Below are 21,285 nucleotides of genomic sequence, written 5' to 3'. Positions count from 1 at the left end.
CATGACCGATTTCCTCAACGACGAAAGCCTGATCGCTCCGCCCCGCACGGTGCGCATCGACTTCGACGACGGCTCCTTCGCACTGCGCTCGCCGCAGACGCTGAAGCCCTATGCACGCTGCATCGGCGAATGGATCGAGCGCTGGGCACACGAGACACCCGACGCCCTGGCGTTCGCGGAACGCGACGAGAGCGGCGAAGGTTGGCGCAAAGTCGACTACCGCGCGCTGCGCCACGCCGTCGGCGCGGTCGCGCAGGGCCTGCTCGACCTGAAGCTTCCTGCGGGCCAGCCCATCGTGATCCTTTCGGACAACGCGATCGACCACGCAGTGCTGATGCTCGCAGCGATGCACATCGGCCGCACCGCGTGCTCGCTGTCGAGCGCGTACTCGCGCATGGCGAAGGACCCGTCGCGGCTGCACGGCATGCTCAAGGCGCTCGGTCCTTCGCTGATCTATGCATCGGACGCCAAGGTGTACGGCGGCGCGCTCGCGGGCTGCGGTGTCGAGGCCGTCACGGTGTTCAGTCGCAATGCCGATGCGCATCCGGGCGCGATGTCCTTCGACCGATTGCTCGCGGCGAAGGAAACCCCGGCCGTGATGGACGCCTTCGCAGCGATCCTTGCCGACACCCACGCCAAATACCTGCTCACCTCCGGCTCCACCGGCAAGCCCAAGGTGGTGATCAACACGCACCGCATGCTGTGCGCCAACCAGCAGATGATGGCGCAGACCTGGCGCTTCCTCGCAGAGGAAAAGCCGGTGCTGGTCGACTGGCTCCCGTGGAGCCACACCTTCGGCGCGAACCACAACCTGCACATGGTGCTGTGCCACGGCGGCGCGCTCTACATCGACGAGGGCCGGCCCGCGCCGGGCCTGATCGAGAAGACGGTGCGCAACCTGCGCGAAGTGAAGCCCACGCTGCTGTTCAACGTGCCGCGCGGCTTCGACATGCTGCTGCCCTTTCTAGAGGCCGACGAGGCGCTCGCCACCGAGGTGTTCTCGCGGCTGCGGCTCGCCTTCTATGCGGCTGCGGCACTCGCGCCTTCGACATGGCAACGGCTCGAGGCGGTGGCCCGGCGCGTGCGGCCCACGCGCCCGCTGTGGCTCACCACCTCGTGGGGTGCGACCGAGACCTCGCCCGCCATCACCTCGGCGCACTGGAAGCTCGATGGCGCGGGCTGCATCGGCGCACCGCTACCGGGGCTCGAGCTCAAGTTCGTGCCCAACGGCCAGAAGCTGGAGATGCGGGTCAAGGGCGTCTCGGTGTTCCCCGGCTACCGCGATGCGCCACGTGAAACCGCAGAAGCGTTTGACGAAGAGGGCTACTACCGCATCGGCGACGCGGGCTTCCTTGCGAACGCCGCGGAGCCCACGCACGGCGTGATCTTCAATGGCCGCGTGGCCGAAGACTTCAAGCTCTCGACCGGCACCTGGGTCTCGGTGGGCACGCTGCGCGTGAAGCTGGTGTCGCTGCTCGCGCCGCATGTGCAGGACGTGGTGCTCACCGGCCACGACCGCGACGAGATCGGCATGCTGGTGTTCCCTACTCCGCAGGCCGCATCGCTCGCGCCCGAGGCGCTGGCCGAACGCATCGCCGGCGTGCTGCGTTCGCTGCGCGATGAAGGTGCGGGTTCGTCGCAATGCCCGGCGTGTGCGCTGGTGTTGGCCGAACCGCCCAGCCCCGACGCGGGCGAGATCACCGACAAGGGCTACATCAACCAGCGCGCGGTGCTCACGCGTCGTGCGGCCGACGTGGCGCGCCTGCATGCGGCGGAGAGTGACCCTCAGGTGGTACGTCTGCGCGGCTGATCAGGACGGCTGCTCGAACAGCGCGAGCAGCGTGTCCTTGACCCACTGGTGCAGCGCCGAGGTCTCGTGCCGCTGGTGCCAGAACAGTTCGATGATGCGCGGCGGCGCCTCCAGCGGCACCGGCATCATGCGCAGGCCCGCGAGGCGCGAGGGTTCGAACTTCTCCGACCATGGCAGCACCGCGAGCAGGTCGGAGCGGCGCACCGCCTCGTACGCCGCGCCGTAGTGGTTCACTGTCGCGACCAGGTTGCGCTGCAGCCCGCGGCTGCGCAGAAAGAGGTCGTAGGTCGGCGTGGTCTTGCCGACCAGGCTCACATCCACATGCCGCGCCGCGAGGAATTTCTTCAGCGGAATCCTGCCCGTGCGCGCCAGCGGATGCCCCGCGCGCATGAAGCAGAGGAAATCGGGCGACCACAACGCCCTCGACTTGAGGAACGCCGGCCGCCGCACTTCCTCGTTGTAGACGCTGATCGCGAAGTCGGCCTTGTTGTCGGCCAGCACCGGGCCGAAGTCCACCAGCGTGTTCGGAATGGCGTGGACCTGCATCGACGGCGCGACCTTGCCGAGCCGGGCCGCCAGCCGCGGCACCACGATCGAGGACACGTAGTCGGACATCGCGATGCTCACGCTCGCGGTGCTGCGCAGCGCGTCGAAGCGCTCGTCGTCCATCGTCGCGCGGATCGCATGCAGCGACTGCGACAGCGGCTCCCAGAGATCGATGGCGCGCCGGGTCGGGTTGACGCCCGCGCCGCTGCGCACGAAGAGCGGATCGTCGAAGGTGTCGCGCAGCCGGCGCAGCGCATTGCTGACCGCGGGCTGCGTCAGCGACAGCTTGCTTGCTGCGCGTGTGACGTTGCCCTCGGTCATGAGGGCTTCGAACACCTTCAGCAGGTTCAGGTCGGCATTGCGGTAGTTCATCGTGCGTCCCGTTCATTCACCGGCTCAATAAACACAATCACGCATATAAATTTGCGGTGATATCCCCCCGATCCTACGATCTGCCGCTTCGCCCCACCCCACTTGAAGCCGAGGGATTCCCATGACCATGCTGTCGGCGCGCATCGAGCGCCTGCCCTTCTCTGGTTTCCATCGACGCCTGCTCCTCATGGGGGGCCTCGGCTACACCTTCGATGCGATGGACGCCGCGGTGATCGCCTTCGTGCTGCCGGTGCTGCGCACCGAATGGGGGCTGAGCAGCGTGCAGATCGGCGTGCTGGCCAGCGCGAACTTCATCGGTTTCTTCTTCGGCGCGCTCGCGGCCGGCGCCTGCGGCGACCTGATCGGGCGGCGCAAGGTGATGATGTCGGCGCTCGCGATCTATTGCGTGGCCTCGCTCTTCAGCGGCATGGTCAACGACTGGACGGCCTTCCTCGCGCTGCGCATCGTGGCCGGCTTCGGCGCCGGGGCCGAGAGCGCGATCATCGCGCCCTACCTGTCGGAGTTCGTGGCGCGGCGCTACCGCGGCACCTTCACGGGGGCGCTCGCGGGCTTCTTCTCGTTCGGCTTCGTCGCCGCAGCGCTCCTGGGCTACTTCATCGTGCCCGCGCACCCGCAGGGCTGGCGCATCGTCATCTTCATCACGGCTCTGCCCGTGGTGCTGCTCTTGTGGTGGCGCCGCGCGCTGCCCGAATCGCCGCGCTGGCTCGAGAGCCAGGGGCGGGCCGCCGAGGCGGACGCGATCATGGATGCGATGGAGTCCGAGCATGTGCGCCGCGGCCACGCGCTGCCCATGCTCAGCGCCGAGGACGTCGCCGCGCCGCCGCCCAGCACGAGCCGCGGCAGCCTGCTGAAGAACTACGCGACGCTCATCTCCAGCAAGCTCATCCGCATCAGCACCATGACCTGGCTGATGTGGCTGTCGATCACCTTCAGCTACTACTCGTTCTTCACCTGGATTCCGAGCCTCCTGATCCAGAACGGCATGACGATCACCAAGAGCTTCGGCTATTCGCTGGTGATGTACATCGCGCAGATTCCTGGCTACTTCTCGGCCGCGTGGTTCAACGAGCGCATCGGGCGCCAGGCCACCATCGTGAGCTACATGCTGCTGGGCGGGCTCTGCGCGCTGGGCCTGGCGTTCACGCACAGCGACGCGCAGATCATGGTGGCGGGCGTGCTGTTGTCCTTCTTCATGAACGGCACGTACGCGGGCGTCTACGCCTACACACCCGAGGTGTTTCCGACGCAGGTGCGCGCCACGGGCTCGGGCCTGGCCTCGGCCATCGGGCGCATCGGCGGCATCACCGCCCCGATCCTGGTGGGCTTCATCTACCCGACCGCCGGCTTCGCGGGCGTGTTCGGCATGACGACGGCGGTGCTGCTGCTGGGCGCGGCGGCCGTCACGTTCATGGGCATTCCCACGCGCGGCCGCTCGCTCGAAGACATTGCGGCCGGCGAACTTTCCTGACGACCTCCGACAACCATGCCATCGACCTCTCTCGAAGATTCCCTTTCCACCGTGGCGCTCGCCCATGCCGACACCACCCAGCCCCACGCCACCTTCGATGCCATCGACAAGGCGGTCGCATCGACCATCGGCCACCGGCTCTTCACCATCCTGGTCCACCACCGCCAGGCGCGCGAATCGGAGCGCGTGTACACCAACATGCGCGAGGCCTACCCGGTGGGCGGGCGCAAGCCCATCACCGATTCGCCGTGGATGCAACAGGTGATGCAGCGCGGCCTGCCCTACATTGGCCGCAACGCCGAGGACCTGCGCGACGTGTTCTACGACCACGAACTCATCGTGTCGCTCGGTTGCCGCAGCGTGCTGAACATTCCGCTGCGCTGGCAGGGCGAGACGCTCGGCACGCTCAACATGCTGCACGAGGAAAACTGGTACGGCGACGGCCACGTCGAGCTCGCGCGCGTGTTCGCGCAACTGGCGGTGCCGGCCGTGATGGCACAACAGGCGAAGGAGCCCCAGGCATGACAACGACGAACAGCTTTCTCTTCAGGAACGCGAACCTGCTCGATCCGCAGAGCAAGGACCTGCTCGAAGGCCACGACATCCTGGTCGAAGGCGGCGTGGTCCGCGAGGTCTCCGACAAGCCGCTGCAGAGCAAGACGGCGCGCGTGATCGACGTGAAGGGCAAGACGGTGATGCCCGGCCTCATCGACCTGCACGTGCATGTGATCGCGGTGGAGCTGAACCTCTCGCGCCAGGTCCACATGCCCAACGTGCTCATCACGCTGCGCAGCGTGCCCATGCTGCGCGGCATGCTGCGGCGCGGGTTCACGACGGTGCGCGATGCGGGCGGCGCGGGCTTCGCATTCAAGCAGGCGGTGGATGCGGGCCTTGCGCAGGGGCCGCGCCTCTTCGTCTCCGGCCGCGCGCTGAGCCAGACGGGCGGGCATGGCGACATGCGCGGGCGCTCCGACTTCCTCGACCCCGCCGCGACCTGCTCGACCTGCGTGCGCGTCGGTGCGCTCGCGCGCGTGGTCGACGGTGTCGATGCGGTGCGCCGCGCCGTACGCGAAGAGCTGCAGATGGGCGCGGACCAGATCAAGATCATGGCCTCCGGCGGCGTGGCCTCGCCGACCGATCCGGTGGGCGCCTTCGGGTACAGCGAGGACGAGATCCGCGCCATCGTGGAAGAAGCCGCGGGGCGCGGCACCTATGTGATGGCGCATGCCTACACCGCCGCGGCCATCGCGCGCGCCGTGCGCTGCGGCGTGCGCACCATCGAGCACGGCAACCTCGTGGACGCGCCCACGGCCGCGCTGATGGCCGAGCTGGGCGCCTATGCGGTGCCGACGTTGGTCACTTACGACGCGCTGGCCAACGAGGGCGAGAGCTTCGGCCTGCCCAAGGAGAGCGTCGCCAAGGTGGCCGACGTGCGCGAGGCGGGCCTGCGCTCGCTGGAGATCTACAAGAAGGCCGGCGTGAAGATGGGCTTCGGCTCCGACCTCTTGGGCGAGTCGCAGCGCCTGCAGAGCGACGAGTTCCGCCTGCGCGCCGATGTGCTGTCGCCGGCCGAGGCCATCGCGAGCGCCACCGTGGTCGGCGCAGAAGTGCTGGGCATGCCGGAGCGCCTCGGCCGCCTCGTGCCGGGCGCGCTGGCCGACATCCTCGTGGTCGATGGCAATCCGCTGCGCGATGTCGAATGCCTGCTGGGACAGGGCGAGCGCATTCCGCTGGTCATGAAGGAAGGCGTGGTCCAGTTCGACGAGCTGGGGTGAGCCCGGTCATTGCGGCCGGTCGAACCACTCGCGCCACAGCTTGCGCGCCTTGTCCTGGTAGCGACGCGTCACGGTCTGCAGCGCGGCGCGCGGTTCCGGCGACATGAGCTCGGCCGGCAGCAGCGGATCGCGGATGAGGTGCGCGATGACCGCGCGCCCCAACAGCAGCGACTCGCGCACGGCCGCTTCGAGTGGCAGCTTCTCCAGCCGTTTCTCACTGCGCTCGATGCCGGTCTGCAGGCGCTGGTAGCCGGCCGCCAGCGCTCGCACGTTCCACAGCTTGCGTGCAGCCGCCTGCGTGGCTTCGTCCATGTCGGCGAGGCGGAACACCAGCGCCTTCGAGGACAGGCCCAGGCCTTGAAGTTGTTCACGCTCGGCTGCCAGCCCGCCCCGGAGGTTGTCGGGCCGGATGTGCAGGCCGGTCTGCAACGGGGCAAAGCCGCGCAGCGACAGCGCCAGGCCATGGTGGCGCCAGGCCGTCTTGTCCGAACGCGGCACGCCGGCGTCGTGCACTGCGAGCCAGTCGTTGCGCCACGCGACAGCCTGCGCGCCGCGCTGCCGCCAGCCGTCGACCGCGCGCGACAGCGCCGGCCCCGCGCGGTTGAGCGCATAGCTGCCGCGCTCGCTGCGTTCGATCTTGCCGTCACTCGCGAGCCGCGTGAGGCCCACGCGCAGCGTCGATTCACCGATGCCCATCAAGGTGCCCGCGCGGCACAGCGATTGCGCGCTCAACATGCCGCTGTGGGCGACGAGCAGGTCGAGGATCAGTTCCGGTGCGCTCGGAATGGCGACCAGGACATTGCATATTTTTTCCACGTTTGCACATCGGAGAAATATTTCCTACGATGAACCAGAGCTATTGAGTAAGTAATTCTGCCTCTACGGGAACGCGAACATGGCTATGGAATACGTGACCTATGACACGGATCGGGCGGTCTGCACCCTCACGCTGAACCGCCCCGACAAGCGCAATGCCGTCAACGGCATCGTGGCCGCCGAGCTCCGCGAAGCCTTCGAGCGCTTCGAAGCTGACGATGCGCTGCGCGTGGCGATCCTCACCGGCGCGGGCGGCCACTTCTGCGCGGGTGCCGACCTGGGCGCCGTCGGCAACCCGGAGGAGCGGAACGAGCTCGACCCCGAAGGCGGGGGCAGCGGGCCAATGGGGCCGACGCGCATGGCGTTGTCCAAGCCATTGATTGCAGCAGTGAACGGCTATGCGGTCGCAGGCGGTCTCGAACTCGCGCTGCTCGCCGACATGCGCGTGGCGGATGACGACGCGGTCTTCGGCGTGTTCTGCCGCCGTTGGGGCGTGCCGCTGATCGACGGCGGCACGGTGCGGCTGCCGCGCATCGTGGGCATGGGGCGCGCGCTCGACATGATCCTCACCGGACGTCCGGTCTCCGCCACCGAGGCGCTGGCGATGGGCCTGGTCAACCGCGTCACGCCGCCGGGCGGCGCACTCGCCGCGGCGCGGGAACTCGCGCTGCAGATCGCCGCCTTCCCGCAGCAATGCATGCTCGCCGACCGCCGCTCCGCCTACGAACAGTGGGACCTGCCGCTGGCCGAGGCACTGCGGCGCGAAGGCGCGCAGGGCGTGCCGATCGTCTTTGCCGAAGGCGAAGCCGGCGCCGCGCGCTTTGCCGGCGGCGCGGGGCGGCACGGCGCGTTCAAGGGCTGATTCAGGCGCGCCGCCGCAACGCGGTGCGCAGCGCCTTCGCGAAACGCGGATCGGCCATCGCGCCGACGTTGAAGCGCGACCAGCGCGAGACCTGCGTCGAATCGACGCTGAAGATGCGCCCCGGCGCCATCACGATCTTGCGCGGCAGCAGCTCCTTCGCGAACCCCAACGAATCGGCCACGCCGGGCAGCGCCGCCCAGATGTAGAGCGACTGCGGCGTACGCGCGAAGACCTCCGCATCGACCGAATCGAACAGCTGCAGCGCCTTGCGCGTGGCCTCGCCGAGCCGGTTCTGCAGGCGGTTCAAGTGCCGCTGGTAGTGGCCCTCGCTCAGGATCACATCGACCGTTCGCTCGCTGTACTCCGAGCTGCTCACGTGGATCAGCGCCTTCAGGTCGGCCAGATCGCTCGCCAGGTCCGCACCGCAGGCGATGAAGCCCACGCGCAGCGCCGCCGAGAACGACTTCGAGAAGCTGCCGATGTAGATCGTGCGCTCCAGCTGGTCGAGCGCCGAGAGCCGCGGCAATGCGGTCGGCTTGAAGTCGGCCAGCGGATCGTTCTCCACGATCAGCAGGTTGTATTTCTGCGCGAGCTGCAGCACGCGGAAGGCCTTGGCAGGCGAGATGTCGGAGCCCGTGGGGTTGTGCGCGAGCGACTGCGTGAAAAAGAGGCGCGGCCGTTCGGCGATGAGCAACTGCTCGAGCACCTCGAGGTCGGGCCCGTCCGCCAGGCGCGGCACGGCCAGCATCTGCGCACCCGCGAGCTTGAGCTTGCCGAAGAGCGGGTAGTAGCCCGGGTCGTCGACCAGCACCTTGCCGCCGGGCGGCACGAAGTAGCGGATGACGATGTCCATCGCCTCGTTGGCGCCGTGCGTGAGAACGATCTGCCGCGGCTCCGCGCCGATGCCGAAGTCCGCGAGCTTGCGCACGAGGTGGTCGCGCAGCGGCGCATAGCCGAAGCGGCTGCCGTAGCGGAACAGCGCGCCGAGCCCCGTACGGACGACCTTGGGGTGGTACTTGTCGAGCCGCACGTCGGCGAGCCACTCGACGGGCGGGAAGCCATCGCCCACCGCGACCGCGTCGGGCTGTGTCTTGAGTTGCTCCCGCATGAGCCACACGATGTCCATCGCGCGGCCGAGGCTGCCCGCGTCTTCCTCGGGCGGCTTGGGGCTGGACTGCGCGAGCACGAAGTAGCCCGAACCGCGCCGCGGCTCGACGAGGCCGCGCGACACCAGCAGCTCGAACGCGGCCACCACCGTGTTCTTGGCATAGCCATGCAGTTGCGCCAGTTCGCGCAGCGACGGCAGCTTGTCACCGGCCTTGTAGGCGCCGCTCGCGATCTGGCGCGCGAGGGTGTCGGCGAGCGAATCGGCGATCGTGGTCATGGGCCGAGACTGTGACACAGCGGGCCGCTTTCACGGACCACTGTCCGCACTGTCCCGCCAAACTGTGCCTTCCGCCGGCGGTACAGCCGACCTAAATTGCCTGCTCCCGAATTCATCTTCCGAAGAGACAAGCAACGATGGTCGCCGACTCCCGCATTCCCAATTTCCGTGCCCTCACGCCTGCTCAGCGCTTCGCCCATATCGCGCAGGCCGCATCGCTCACCGACGACGAGGTGGCGCTGCTCGCGCAGCCGGGCGCGCTGAGCGTGGACCGTGCCAACGGCATGGTCGAGAACGTGATCGGCACCTTCGAGCTGCCGCTGGGCGTGGCCGGCAACTTCACGGTGAACGGGCGCGACTACCTGGTGCCGATGGCGGTCGAAGAGCCCTCGGTGGTGGCCGCCGCGTCGTTCATGGCCAAGCTGGCGCGCGAAGGCGGCGGTTTCGAGGCCTCGAGCACCGGCCCGCTGATGCGTGCGCAGGTGCAGGTGATCGGCATCACCGACCCCTACGGCGCGCGGCTCGCGCTGCTGCGTGCGCGCGACGAAATCCTCGCCGTGGCGAACAGCCGCGACAAGGTGCTGATCGGCCTGGGTGGCGGCTGCCGCGACATCGAGGTGCATGTGTTCGGCGACACCCCGCGCGGCGCGATGGTGGTGATTCACCTCATCGTCGACGTGCGCGATGCGATGGGCGCGAACACCGTCAACACCATGGCCGAGGCGGTGTCGCCGCTGGTCGAGAAGCTCACGGGCGGTACGGTGCGTCTGCGCATCCTGTCGAACCTGGCGGACCTGCGGCTGGCCCGTGCGCGCGTGCGCCTCGCGCCTGCCGTGCTGGCCACGCGCGAGCGCAGCGGCGAAGAAGTGGTCGAGGGCGTGATCGACGCGTACACCTTCGCGGCCATCGACCCCTACCGCGCGGCGACGCACAACAAGGGCATCATGAACGGCGTCGATCCGGTGATCGTCGCGACCGGCAACGACTGGCGCGCGGTGGAAGCCGGCGCGCATGCATACGCCTGTCGCAGTGGCCGCTACACCTCGCTGACCACGTGGGAGAAGGACACGACGGGCGCGCTCGTCGGCACCATCGAGATGCCGATGCCCGTGGGACTTGTGGGCGGCGCGACGAAGACGCATCCGCTCGCACGGCTCGCCCTGAAGATCCTCGACGTGAAGTCGGCACAAGAGCTCGGCGAAGTCGCCGTGGCCGTCGGCCTCGCGCAGAACCTGGGCGCGTTGCGCGCGCTCGCCACCGAAGGCATCCAGCGCGGCCACATGGCGCTGCATGCCCGCAACATCGCGCTGGTCGCGGGCGCCACCGGCGACGAGATCGACAGCATCGCCAGGCAGATGGCCGCAGAGCATGACGTGCGCACCGACCGCGCCGTGGCGCTGCTCGAAGCGCTGCGCAAGAAGTAAGCAGTCAACGCGGGAGAGCCCCGCACCACGGACCGCGGCCGATACCGCGGCGGCCACGAGGGTGGCCGTCACATGACCACAGACGGAGACAACACAAATGAACGCAGACAGTGCAACGCCCACGCGGTGGCGGCTGGTGGAGATATGGGGCGACACGGCCGACCTGGGGCACCTCGCGTGGTCCATCGTCATCGGCGTCGCCGTGAGCCTCACGGGTTACCTCGTGGCAAGCCGCGTACTCGCAAGCGTCGTGAGCACGCCCGAACTGGCGCGCGCCTACGCCATGCTCGCCGGCCTCGGCGGCTGCGTGGTGTCGGGCCTGATCTGCGCAAAGCTCTTCACGCCCAAGCGCGAGGTGGTCGAGGGCACGGACCCCGATCCGCGCTGGCGCGAGGAAGTGCTGGCCGAACTGGCCGGCGAGCACGGCGACCTGGGCTCGGTGGACGACCTGCCGCCGTCGGTGGTGCGCGAGATGAAGGAGCTGGAGATCTACGACCTGTTCGCGTCGTACAAGCCCCGCGCTCGCAACACCGAAGGAGCCGCACCATGATCGAAGCAGCGCTCCTCAACCAGATCCTCGTCGCCACCGGCATGGGCCTCGTCGGCGCCGTCGTGTTCGCCGCCATCGGCCTCGTCTCGGGCACAGACGAAACCACCACGCTCGCGCCGCTCACGCTGCTGGTCGTGCTGCTCGGCGTGCCGCCCGAAGGCGTGTTCACCTTCTTCCTCGCGGCGGCCGTGGCCAAGCACATGACGCATGCGGTGCCCACGGCGCTGCTCGGCATTCCGGGCGACACGATGGCCACGCCGCTGCTGCAGGATGCGAACGTGCTGCGCAACCTGGGTGTGCCGCACATCGCGCTGCGCAAGATGGTGTCGGGCGCGATCATCGCGGCCTTCATCGCGGTGCCGCTGGCCGTGCTGTTCGCGGTGCTGCTCGCGCCCTACGGCGCGGCCATCACCAAGGCGGCGCCGTGGATCTTCGTGGCGGCCGCGGTGGCCATTGCCTACTTCTCGAGCGGGCGCTGGGCCTCGGTCGCCACGCTGGTGCCGTTCGTGATGGTGATCGTGGCGCTGCAGGCGCTCACCGGCAAGTACGGCGTGAAGCTCAGCATCAGTTACTTCCTGGGCATCGCCATCGGGCCGCTGGTGGCCGACCTGTTCTCGGTGATCTCGCCCGCGGCGCGTGCACGCATGAAGCGCGACAAGGTCCGCACCTTCTCGCTCGCGCCCGACGTGAAGGGCTGGACGGGCTACTTCCCGAATCCGTTCAAGGTGCTCGACCGCACGCAGGTGAAATGGACCTTCGCGACCGCCACGATCTCCAGCGCCACCTTCGTGTTCAGCCCGGTCGCGATGACGGTGGTGCTGGGCGAACTGGTCGGCTCGCGCATCAAGCATGCGTACCACCGCCTCACGACCACGCTGGCCGCGCGCAACGGCGTGACCGAGGCCACCTACATCGCCGAGGCGCTGATCCCGCTGATCGCCATCGGCCTGCCGCTGAGCCCGGTGGCCGCCGGCCCTGCTGCGCCTCTCTTCAATGCGCCGCCGGTATTCACCATCGACTCGGCCACGGGCCAGACCCACAACCTGCACAACCTGCTGAACCACTGGGAGTTCCTCGGCTACGGCATGCTGGCGGTGGTCCTCGCGGCGCTGGTGGCCTACCCGTTCACGATGAATTTCGCACGCCGCGCGGCGCTGTTCGTCTCGCGCAAGGTGAGCCACGAGGCGATCATCGCGACATTCGTCGGGCTGATCGTGGTGATCAGCGTGTGGGAAGGCCAGCTGCTCGGCCTGCTGGTGATCCTCACGATGGGCCTGCTCGGCGGCCTCTTGTCGCGCGCCATCGGCTTCAACACTGGCGTGCAGTTCATGGGCTACTACACGGCGGTGTTGACGGTGCCGGCGGTGATCAAGGCGTTCGGCTGATTTCGCAGGTGCGGGGAGTGCGTCGCATACTGGCGCGATGCACATCCTCTGGACCTACCTGAGGCCGCACGCGCGCCTCGCACTGCTCGCCCTCTTGCTGGCGGGCATCAGCCAGGTGCTGGCGCTGGTCGACCCGATCATCTTCGGCAAGATCATCGACCGGTACGCCATCCACCGCGACGGCAAGACCGAAGAGGAGCTGGTCTCCGGCGTGCTGCGCCTGCTGGCGCTCGCGGTGGGCGTGGCCATCGCGTCGCGCCTGGCCAAGGCGCTGCAGGAGTACCTCACGCGGCTGGTGGTGCAGAAGTTCGGCACGCAGATCTTCAACGACGGGCTGCGACAGGTGCTGCGCCTGAAGTTTCCCGAGTTCGAGGACCTGCGCAGCGGCGAGACGCTGTCGATGCTGCAGAAGGTGCGCGCGGACAGCGAGCGCTTCATCAACGCCTTCATCAACACCGCGTTCGCGGCCATCGTGGGCATCGGGTTTCTCGTCTGGTACGCGGTGACCAAGCACTGGCTCTTGGTGCCGGTGTTCCTGATCGGCGTGCTGGTGCTGGGCGGGCTCACAGGATTGCTGAGCCGCGAGATCAAGAGCCAGCAACGCTCGATCACGCGCGAGACGAACCGCAACTCGGGCTTCATCACCGAATCGCTGCGCAACATCGAGCTCATCAAGAGCCTGGGGCTGACCTTTCCGGAGATACGTCGGCTGCAGGCGCAGACCACGCGCATCTTCGCGTTGGAGATGCAGAAGGTGAAGCGCATCCGGCTCTTGTCATTCCTGCAAGGCACGACGTTGAGTCTGCTGAAGCTCGCGGTGCTGTTCGCATTGCTGTGGCTGATCTTTCGCGACGTGCTGAGCACGGGCGAGCTGATCGCGATGCAGTTCATCTCCGTCGCGATCTTTGCGCCGCTGCAGGAGTTGGGCAACATCATCCTGGCGTACCGCGAGGCCGAGGCGTCGCTGCTGAATTTCGAGGCGCTGATGCAGAAGCCCATCGAGCGGCGGCCCGAGTCGCCGATCAGCATCGGGCCGGTCACGCACCTGCGTTTTGCCAACGTGAGCTTTCGCCACAAGGGCGCGACGGACAACGCGCTCGATGAGGTGTCGTTCGAAGCCGGGCTGGGCGACACCATCGCCTTCGTCGGGCCCTCGGGCTCGGGCAAGTCGACGCTCGTGAAACTGCTGGTGGGCCTGTACACGCCCGCGAGCGGCGAGGTGTTCTACAACGACATCTCCACGCGCGACCTGCGCTACAACCAGGCGCGCCGGCAGATCGGCTTCGTGACGCAGGAGACGCATCTCTTCGCGGGCACGATCCGCGAGAACCTGCAGCTCGTGAAGCCCGACGCCACCGACGAAGAGATCCTCGAAGCCATGCGGCAGGCCTCGTGCGCGTACCTGGCCGAGAAGTCACCCGAGGGGCTGGACACGCCCATCGGCGAGCGCGGCATGAAGCTCTCGGGGGGCGAGAAGCAGCGGCTGTCGATCGCGCGGGCACTGGTGCGGGAGCCGCGCCTTTTGATCTTCGACGAGGCCACCTCGGCGCTGGACTCGCTCACGGAAGAACAGATCACTGCCACCGTGCGCGAAATCTCGGCGCGCAGCACGCAGATCACCATCCTCATCGCGCACCGCCTCTCGACGATCATGCATGCGGGCACGATCCACGTGCTAGAAAAAGGCCGCATCGTCGAGAGCGGCACGCATGCCGCGCTGCTCGAAGGCAAGGGGCTGTACTACGCGATGTGGCGCCAGCAGATCGGCGAGCGGCCGGTGCCACGCGTGCAGGACGTCGAGCCCGTTGCCATTGCCGAGCCATCCGGTGAGGCCGAGCCGGCCTGAAAGCGCCCCGTCAGCGCTGCGAGGCCGGCGGCTTGCGCGGCTTCGGTGCCGGCTTCTTCTCGGGCTCGCCGCCGCCGAACATCTTTTCCACCTGCTGGCCGATGCGCGCGCCGATGGCCGTGCCCACACCCGGCAGCACCGCGCTGCCGACCGCCGCCCCCGCGAGCGCGCCGCCGGTCAGCGATACCTCGGGGTCGCTCACGCTGCCGCCGATCTTGAGCGGCACGCCGACCACGCCATCGACGAGATCCACCGCGATGTCGCCGTCCATCCTGCGGTTGAAGAGCCGCAGGTTGCCGCTCGCGGTGAGCACGCCCGAGCGCGCCTTGAGGTTGGTGTAGCGCATCACGATGCCGTCCTCGGTGCCCTGGGTGTCGAGCGTGCCGGTGAGCTCGTCGAGCTGCGTGGTGCCACCGCGGCTGATGCCGGCGGTGCTCACGGCCTTGGCGATGTCCAGCTTGGTGAGCGTGGCGGGCCGCACCGAGAAGGTGGTGCGGGTGTGCAGGCTGCGCATCAGTGCGCCCACCTCGTCGGCCTCGGCCACGAGCGTGGAATGGCCGGTGACCTTGCCCGCCACCGAGGTGCGGCGCCCGAAGGCCTGCACGAGGCCCTCGATGTCGACCTGGTGCGGGTCGAGTTCAGCCGACAGGCGCAGCTTGCCGCCCTCGGGCGTCTCGAACAGCGTGACGCCGTTCCACGTGCCGCCGCCCACGTCGATGCGGGTGCGCCAGCGGTCCTGCCCGGCTTCGCGGTCCAGGCGCAGGCGCGCGGGCGGCGTCGCCCCGGCGCGCTCCACGCGGGCCTGGCGCGGGCGCCAATGGGTGTCGAAGGCGATCTCGCCGTCGTAGGCGAGCGCGATGTCGCGCCGGTCGATCCAGACCACATCGCGCCAGCGCACCTGTTCCAGCGGAATCGGCGCGAGCGTCCAGGGCGCGGGCAGCGCGATGACGTTGCCACCTTCGTGGGGCTTCGGGCCCTTTCCGCGGAAGGCGCGCACCGACTCGCGCGGCAGCACGAGGCTTTCGATCTCCAGTTCGTCCACGGCGATGACGCGGTGCAGCAACTCGGCGAGCTTGAGCTGTGCCGTCACACGGCGCAGGGTGACCGGGCGCGGCTGGTCGGTGGCGATGTCCGAGAGCACGAGCACCGGCGTCGGCAGCAGGGCCCAGTGGGCGCCGCCGATCTTGAGGCCAACGCCGAAGCGTTTTTCGAAGCCCTCGGAAATGCGCGCGGCCACCTCCTCGTCGCTGGGCAGCCGCGAGCTCACGAACCACACCAGCGCACCGATGCCGAGCAGCAGGACTGCGGCGATGCCGATGAGCCAGCGTCGGACGGGGTGCTTCATCGGTCCAAGTTAGCACGCAAAGGCGACTGCCCATGTCAGCCGCCGTCGCTATAGTTTCTGAAACCCTGTATCGGAGACAACCCAATGCGTATCTGGAAGAAAGCGATTTCGGTCGAGGAACTGACCCGCAATCACGTCGGCACGGCCGTGTCGACGCTGGGCATGGAATTCCTGGAGGTGGGCGACGACTTCATCCGCGCCCGCGTACCGGTCGACGAACGCACCCGCCAGCCCTACGGCATCCTGCACGGCGGCGTGTCGGTGGTGCTGGCCGAGACGCTGGGCTCCTGCGGCGCGCACTACTCCGCCCCCGAGGGCGACCGCGCCGTGGGCTTGGACATCAATGCCAACCACATCCGCTCGGTCACCAGCGGCTGGGTCATCGGCACCGCGCGGCCAGTGCACCGGGGGCGCAGCACGCAGGTCTGGCAGATCGACCTGACGAACGAGGCGGGCGAGCTCACCTGCGTCTCGCGCATCACGATGGCAGTGCTGCAGCCTCGCTGAGGCCGGCGCGGCGGGCCGGGCGGCCCGGCTACTTCTTCTCTTCTGGGTGTGTTCAGCGCGGGGTTCATCGACCACAATCACGCCCCGGAGCGCGCGGGGCGCCCGCCACAACCAACAAGAGGAGACAAGCAATGTTCAACTGGACTGAAAAGCCGGTGTCCACACTGGCCGACGGCGCGGTCATCGCGCCCGACGAGCGGCTGCCCTGGCTGCAGACCGGCGCGATGGGCATCCAGCACGTGATCGCGATGTTCGGCGCCACGGTGCTCGCGCCGATCCTCATGGGCTTCAGCCCCAACATTGCGATCCTGATGAGCGGCATCGGCACGCTGATCTTCTATTTCGTCACCGGCGGCAAGGTGCCCAGCTACCTGGGCTCGAGCTTCGCCTTCATCGGCGTGGTGATCGCGGCCAGCGGCTACGCGGGCAAGGGGCCGAACGCCAACATCGCCGTGGCGCTGGGGGGCATCGTGGCCTGCGGGGTGGTCTACATCCTCATCGGGGCGCTGGTGCAGGCCATCGGCACCGGCTGGATCGAACGCTTCATGCCGCCGGTGGTCACCGGCGCGGTGGTGGCGGTGATCGGGCTGAACCTGGCCAACGTGCCGATCAAGAACATGGCCGCCAGCAACTTCGATTCGTGGATGCAGGCCGTGACCTTTCTCTGCGTCGGGCTGGTGGCGGTGTTCGCGCGGGGCATGCTGCAGCGCCTGCTGATCCTGGTCGGGCTGATCCTGGCCACCGTGGTCTACGCGGTGCTGACGAACCTCCTGGGCATGGGCAAGCCGGTGGACCTGAGCGGCATCGCCAACGCGGCCTGGTTCGGCCTGCCGACCTTTACCACGCCGGTGTTCACTGCCAACGCGATGCTGCTGATCGCGCCCGTGGCGATCATCCTGGTGGCGGAAAACCTCGGCCACCTGAAGGCGGTGACCGCCATGACCGGCCGCAACCTCGACCCCTACATGGGCCGCGCCTTCATCGGCGACGGCATCGCCACAGTGGTGAGCGGCGCGGCGGGCGGCACGGGCGTGACCACCTATGCCGAGAACATCGGCGTGATGGCGGCCACGCGCATCTACTCGACGGCGGTGTTCGTGGTGGCGGCCGTCATTGCGCTGGTGCTGGGCTTCAGCCCCAAGTTCGGCGCGCTGATCCAGGCGATTCCGCTGCCGGTGATGGGCGGCGTGAGCATCGTGGTGTTCGGGCTGATCGCCATCGCGGGCGCCAAGATCTGGGTCGACAACAAGGTCGACTTCTCGCAGAACAAGAACCTGATCGTGGCGGCGATCACGCTGATCATCGGCACGGGCGACTTCACGCTGAAGTTCGGCGACTTCGCGCTGGGCGGCATCGGGACTGCGACTTTCGGGGCGATCATCCTCTACGCATTGCTCGGCAAGACGAAGAACTGAGGGCCCGGCAGCGCGGCGCGAAGTGCGCGCAATCCCGGGCGTTTGCCTCGTAACGTCGTGCAAGAAGTGTTGTCTGGAGCGGATCGGGCCAAGGCCAGTCACCGGCAGGAAGCCCGCGCCCGTTAGACTCGAACGCTTTTCGCACCGACGTTTTCCCAATGGCCGATGTCTCCGCCGCGCGCACCAAGGCGGTTTTCGAATTCAAGAGCGCCACGCTGCCGCTGATCGCAGTGATCCTCAAGACGTCCAACCTGGACGTGCTGGCCGAGGCGCTCGACGCCCAGCTGGCCGATTCGCCCGATTTCTTCGAGCAGGAGCCGGTGGTGATCGACCTCTCGCAGCTCCCCGAGCAGGACGAGGACGGCGAAGCCACTGCCGAGATCGACTTCGCGGCCCTGCGCAACCTCCTGGCGCGCCACCAGACGCAGCCGATCGCGGTGCGCGGCGGCAACGACACCCAGAATGCCGCGGCCCGCGCCGCCGGTCTCTCGCTGGCGGCCATGCCCTCGGCCCCCGCGCCCCGGCCGCCGGCCCCGCCCGCCGAGGCGCCGGCCGAAGCCCCCCAGATCGTTCGAGAAGTGCCGGTGCCGGCCAACGGCACGCTCCTGATCGACAAGCCGCTGCGCTCGGGCCAGCAGGTCTACGCCCGCGGCGGCGACGTGGTGGTGACGGCCGTGGTGAGCTTCGGCGCCGAAGTCATCGCCGACGGCAACGTGCATGTGTACGCGCCATTGCGCGGCAAAGCGATCGCGGGCGCGCGCGGCAACACCGAGGCGCGGATCTTCTCGACCTGCATGGAAGCGCAGCTCGTGGCCATCGCCGGCATCTACCGCACCAACGAAGTGCCGCTGCCGGACCCGGTGCTCGGCAAGTCGGCACAAGTTCGGCTCGACGGCAAAAAGCTAGTGATCGACGCGATCCCCTGACGGACGCGGCGCTCTGAAACCAACAACAGAATCGAAACAAGAAGGAATGGCCATGGCCAAAATTGTGGTGGTGACCTCGGGCAAGGGTGGCGTCGGCAAGACGACCACGAGCGCCAGCTTCGCATCCGGCCTCGCGCTTGCGGGCAAGAAGACGGCCGTGATCGACTTCGACGTGGGCCTGCGCAACCTCGACCTGATCATGGGCTGCGAACGCCGCGTGGTGTACGACCTCATCAACGTCATTCAAGGCGAAGCCAACCTGAGCCAGGCGCTCATCAAGGACAAGCAGTGCGACAACCTGTTCGTGCTGGCCGCCTCGCAGACGCGCGACAAGGAAGCGCTCACGCAAGAGGGCGTCGAGAAGATCCTGAACGACCTCGCCGCGATGGACTTCGAATACATCGTCTGCGACTCGCCCGCGGGCATCGAGACCGGCGCGATGATGGCGATGCACTTCGCCGACGAGGCGCTGGTGGTGACCAACCCCGAGGTTTCCTCGGTGCGCGACTCGGACCGCATCCTGGGCATGCTCAGCAGCAAGACCAAGCGCGCCAAGGACGGCGGCGACCCGATCAAGGAGCACCTCTTGATCACCCGCTACAACCCGAACAGGGTGGCGGGCGGCCAGATGCTCTCGCTCGAAGACATCCAGGACATCCTGCGCATCAAGCTGATCGGTGTGATCCCCGAGTCGGAAAGCGTGCTGCATGCCTCCAACCAGGGCGTGCCGGCGATCCACGACAAGGACACCGACGTGGCGCAGGCCTACAGCGACGTGGTGGCGCGGTTTCTCGGTGAAGAGAAGCCGATGCGCTTCGTCGACGCCGAGAAGCCGGGCTTCTTCAAGCGGATTTTCGGGAGCAAGTAGGCATGTCGTTTCTCTCGTTCCTGCTTGGCGAGAAGAAGAAGACTGCAAGCGTCGCCAAAGAGCGCCTGCAGATCATCCTCGCGCACGAGCGCTCCAGCCTCAGCGGCAAGAAGCGCCCCGACTACCTGCCCGAACTCCAGCGCGAGCTGGTGGCGGTGATTTCCAAGTACGTGTCGATCAATCCCGACGACATCAAGGTGCACCTGGAAACCCAGGACAACCTCGAAGTGCTCGACATCAAGATCGAGCTGCCCGATCCGGCACCTGCCCGGTAGGGAAGAAGCGAAAGCGCACCGAGGGGTCCTGCAGGACCCGCTCGGCCAGCGCCCGCTCCCAGGCGAGGTAATCGGCCCAGGCCGCATCGCGGCGCGGGCCGAACACGCGCATGACCGAGCCCCAGTCGTCGTCGAAGGGGGTCAGCAGTTGGGCCGGCACGAAGGCGGTCGACAGCGGCCGTCCTGACGCCTTCCAGGCCTGCGTTCCACCCTGGAGCCAGGTGAACACCGCCCCCGATCCCGGCCAGCGCTGTTGCGCGTCGCGCGCGACACGGCGTGCGGCCGCGCCATCGGGCGAAGTGAAGACCAGCGTTCGGCCGGCCACGGCGTGCGAGGCCAGCGGGCCCAGTGAGGCCGGCAGCATGTAGAGCGCGCCGGGCAGGTGGCCGCGTTCGTAGTCGAGGCTGGCGCCCACGTCGATCACCGTCACCGCACCGTTCCTGCGCAGTTGCGCGAGGGCTTCGGCATCCAGCGGTGGAGGTGCGTCCGTTGCGGCGGCCACTGCCGGCGCGGGAGGTGCCTGCCCGGGCGACAGCGCGCCGTCGTAGACGTACACCTCGGCCTGGTTGAGCTGCGTGAGCCAGAAGCTGGTGACCGCGGCGCGCAGGCGGTGCGCCGGATCGTCGATCAGCACGATGCGGGCGCCGCGCGTGCCCACGAGGTTCTCGAAATGCATGAAGAGCTGGCCGCCTGGCACCTGCTGCACCGCGGTGCCGGTGAAGGCCGGGTCGGCGGTGGGGCGCACGTCGAAGAGATAGAGCGTGCGCGTTTCGTCGGCGCGCCAGCTCGCGAGCCGCGCAGCGTCGACCACGGGAAGTGCGAAGCGCTCGAGCAGTTCGTCGGCGACGCGGCGCAGGACCTCGGGCGCTTCGGGCGGCAGCTCGTCGATAGGTGCTGCGTTCTGCACCGTCGGTGCGCCTTGCAGGCCCCAGGCCATCACGCCGTCTTCGACGAACACCGCGTCGGGCGCGCGGCCCAGCAACCGCAGCGTGGTGGCGCCGACGATGCCGCGCGTGCGGCTGAAGCAGTTGATCGCCCAGAGGTGTTCCGCGCCGCCCGCCTCGAAGCGGCGCAGCGCGAGCTCGGTGCCGGCGTGGTTTCGCGCGCCGGGCAGCGAGAGGAACTCGAATTCCGCGCGCGGCCGTGCGTCGACCAGCGTGGTCGGCAGGCCCTCGCGCTGGCGTGCGCGCAAGGCGTCGATGGGAAGGGCCGGTGTGCCGTAGTGCAGCCGCGCACGGTCGCCGAAGGCCTTCACCAGCGTGCCGTAGCCGTCGATGGCAGGCAAGCCCTCGGTCACCCAGCGCTGCAGGCCGCCATCGAGCGTGCGCACGTCGGTGTAGCCCAGGCGCGCAAGCAGGGCCGACGCAGCCCGTGCGGCGCCGTCGGGCGCGTTGTAGTCGTCGTAGAGCACCACGGGCGTGGAGCGCCGCGACACGAATGCGCCGACCTGCAGTTCGAGCCCGCTGAACGGCGCGTTGCGTGCGAGGTTGGGATGGCGCTGCACGAACCAGCGGGTTTCGCGCACGTCCAGCAAGGCCAGTTCGCCGGCAGGTTCGGCCAGCAGCAGCGCCTGTAGCCGGACGGGTGCGATGGTCGTGGAAGCGCTGCTGTTCATTTCGGCCAAAGCCGCCAAGCGTAGGCACTTCACGCCCGGACGGAAACGAAATTTCGCGCCCTTGCTTATTCGAAA

The 21,285-nt window shown here is 68.2% G+C and carries 19 protein-coding genes; 14 read left to right on the top strand and 5 right to left on the bottom strand.

Features of this window, described 5'->3' with window-relative positions:
- The first annotated feature begins 1 nt into the window (after position 1).
- Complete coding sequence (locus ACSFA7_RS11545; RefSeq protein ID WP_435499467.1) at positions 2-1,810, top strand: feruloyl-CoA synthase; 1,809 nt, start codon at positions 2-4, stop codon at positions 1,808-1,810.
- Here ACSFA7_RS11545 and ACSFA7_RS11540 read toward each other — a convergent pair whose 3' ends face one another.
- Positions 1,811-2,728: a LysR family transcriptional regulator gene (locus ACSFA7_RS11540; protein ID WP_435499466.1), complete on the bottom strand. Its 918-nt coding sequence runs from the start codon at positions 2,726-2,728 to the stop codon at positions 1,811-1,813.
- Between the two features lie 121 nt (positions 2,729-2,849).
- Between ACSFA7_RS11540 and ACSFA7_RS11535 the strand changes: the two genes are divergently transcribed.
- The 3 genes from ACSFA7_RS11535 to ACSFA7_RS11525 are packed head-to-tail and all read left to right on the top strand — an operon-like array spanning position 2,850 to position 5,992.
- Complete coding sequence (locus ACSFA7_RS11535; RefSeq protein WP_435499465.1) at positions 2,850-4,217, top strand: MFS transporter; 1,368 nt, start codon at positions 2,850-2,852, stop codon at positions 4,215-4,217.
- Positions 4,218-4,232: 15 nt separating this feature from the next.
- Complete coding sequence (locus tag ACSFA7_RS11530; RefSeq protein ID WP_435499464.1) at positions 4,233-4,742, top strand: GAF domain-containing protein; 510 nt, start codon at positions 4,233-4,235, stop codon at positions 4,740-4,742.
- Complete coding sequence (locus ACSFA7_RS11525) at positions 4,739-5,992, top strand: metal-dependent hydrolase family protein (protein ID WP_435499463.1); 1,254 nt, start codon at positions 4,739-4,741, stop codon at positions 5,990-5,992. Before ACSFA7_RS11530 ends, ACSFA7_RS11525 begins: the two co-directional genes overlap by 4 nt.
- A 6-nt stretch (positions 5,993-5,998) precedes the next feature.
- Here ACSFA7_RS11525 and ACSFA7_RS11520 read toward each other — a convergent pair whose 3' ends face one another.
- Positions 5,999-6,808 (bottom strand): PaaX family transcriptional regulator, encoded by an 810-nt coding sequence (locus ACSFA7_RS11520; protein ID WP_435499462.1) that lies wholly within the window; start codon positions 6,806-6,808, stop codon positions 5,999-6,001.
- An 85-nt stretch (positions 6,809-6,893) separates the two neighbouring features.
- Here ACSFA7_RS11520 and ACSFA7_RS11515 point away from each other — a divergent pair, with 85 nt between their 5' ends.
- A complete protein-coding gene (locus tag ACSFA7_RS11515; RefSeq protein WP_435499566.1) occupies positions 6,894-7,670 on the top strand; it encodes a crotonase/enoyl-CoA hydratase family protein in 777 nt (258 codons plus the stop codon).
- A gap of 1 nt (position 7,671) precedes the next feature.
- Here the strand turns inward: ACSFA7_RS11515 and ACSFA7_RS11510 are convergent, their stop codons facing one another.
- Positions 7,672-9,054, bottom strand: coding sequence for an aminotransferase-like domain-containing protein (locus tag ACSFA7_RS11510; RefSeq protein WP_435499461.1), 1,383 nt, complete (start codon positions 9,052-9,054; stop codon positions 7,672-7,674).
- A 137-nt stretch (positions 9,055-9,191) separates the two neighbouring features.
- On the opposite strand from ACSFA7_RS11510, the gene ACSFA7_RS11505 reads away from it, so the two are divergent.
- The 4 genes from ACSFA7_RS11505 to ACSFA7_RS11490 all read left to right on the top strand — a co-directional run bounded on the left by ACSFA7_RS11505 (position 9,192) and on the right by ACSFA7_RS11490 (position 14,259).
- Entirely contained in the window at positions 9,192-10,478 is a 1,287-nt protein-coding gene (locus ACSFA7_RS11505) for a hydroxymethylglutaryl-CoA reductase, degradative (protein ID WP_435499460.1), read from the top strand.
- A 97-nt stretch (positions 10,479-10,575) separates the two neighbouring features.
- Positions 10,576-11,028: a hypothetical protein gene (locus tag ACSFA7_RS11500; protein ID WP_435499459.1), complete on the top strand. Its 453-nt coding sequence runs from the start codon at positions 10,576-10,578 to the stop codon at positions 11,026-11,028.
- Complete coding sequence (locus ACSFA7_RS11495) at positions 11,025-12,413, top strand: tripartite tricarboxylate transporter permease (protein WP_176661055.1); 1,389 nt, start codon at positions 11,025-11,027, stop codon at positions 12,411-12,413. The genes ACSFA7_RS11500 and ACSFA7_RS11495 overlap by 4 nt, the downstream gene beginning before the upstream one ends.
- A gap of 37 nt (positions 12,414-12,450) precedes the next feature.
- Positions 12,451-14,259 (top strand): ABC transporter ATP-binding protein, encoded by a 1,809-nt coding sequence (locus ACSFA7_RS11490; protein WP_435499458.1) that lies wholly within the window; start codon positions 12,451-12,453, stop codon positions 14,257-14,259.
- Between the two features lie 10 nt (positions 14,260-14,269).
- Here ACSFA7_RS11490 and ACSFA7_RS11485 read toward each other — a convergent pair whose 3' ends face one another.
- A complete protein-coding gene (locus tag ACSFA7_RS11485; RefSeq protein WP_435499457.1) occupies positions 14,270-15,604 on the bottom strand; it encodes a hypothetical protein in 1,335 nt (444 codons plus the stop codon).
- A gap of 84 nt (positions 15,605-15,688) precedes the next feature.
- On the opposite strand from ACSFA7_RS11485, the gene ACSFA7_RS11480 reads away from it, so the two are divergent.
- From ACSFA7_RS11480 to minE, 5 genes are all read left to right on the top strand, one after another.
- Entirely contained in the window at positions 15,689-16,111 is a 423-nt protein-coding gene (locus ACSFA7_RS11480; protein WP_435499456.1) for a hotdog fold thioesterase, read from the top strand.
- A gap of 131 nt (positions 16,112-16,242) precedes the next feature.
- A complete protein-coding gene (locus ACSFA7_RS11475; RefSeq protein WP_435499455.1) occupies positions 16,243-17,526 on the top strand; it encodes a solute carrier family 23 protein in 1,284 nt (427 codons plus the stop codon).
- Between the two features lie 158 nt (positions 17,527-17,684).
- Complete coding sequence (gene minC, locus ACSFA7_RS11470) at positions 17,685-18,452, top strand: septum site-determining protein MinC (RefSeq protein ID WP_435499454.1); 768 nt, start codon at positions 17,685-17,687, stop codon at positions 18,450-18,452.
- Positions 18,453-18,504: 52 nt separating this feature from the next.
- Positions 18,505-19,320, top strand: a complete 816-nt coding sequence (gene minD / locus ACSFA7_RS11465) for a septum site-determining protein MinD (RefSeq protein WP_435499453.1) — start codon at positions 18,505-18,507, stop codon at positions 19,318-19,320.
- Positions 19,321-19,322: 2 nt separating this feature from the next.
- Positions 19,323-19,595 carry a cell division topological specificity factor MinE gene (gene minE / locus ACSFA7_RS11460; RefSeq protein ID WP_013538543.1) on the top strand — a complete coding sequence of 91 codons (273 nt, stop codon included), beginning with the start codon at positions 19,323-19,325 and terminating at the stop codon, positions 19,593-19,595.
- On the opposite strand, the gene ACSFA7_RS11455 is transcribed toward minE, so the two are convergent.
- Entirely contained in the window at positions 19,558-21,210 is a 1,653-nt protein-coding gene (locus tag ACSFA7_RS11455; protein ID WP_435499452.1) for a rhodanese-like domain-containing protein, read from the bottom strand. The genes minE and ACSFA7_RS11455 overlap by 38 nt on opposite strands.
- Positions 21,211-21,285 lie beyond the last annotated feature (75 nt).

The sequence above is a fragment of the Variovorax trehalosi genome, from assembly GCF_051216415.1.
Classification (GTDB): Bacteria; Pseudomonadota; Gammaproteobacteria; order Burkholderiales; family Burkholderiaceae_C; genus Variovorax.
This window is presented reverse-complemented; position numbering and strand designations above follow the sequence as displayed.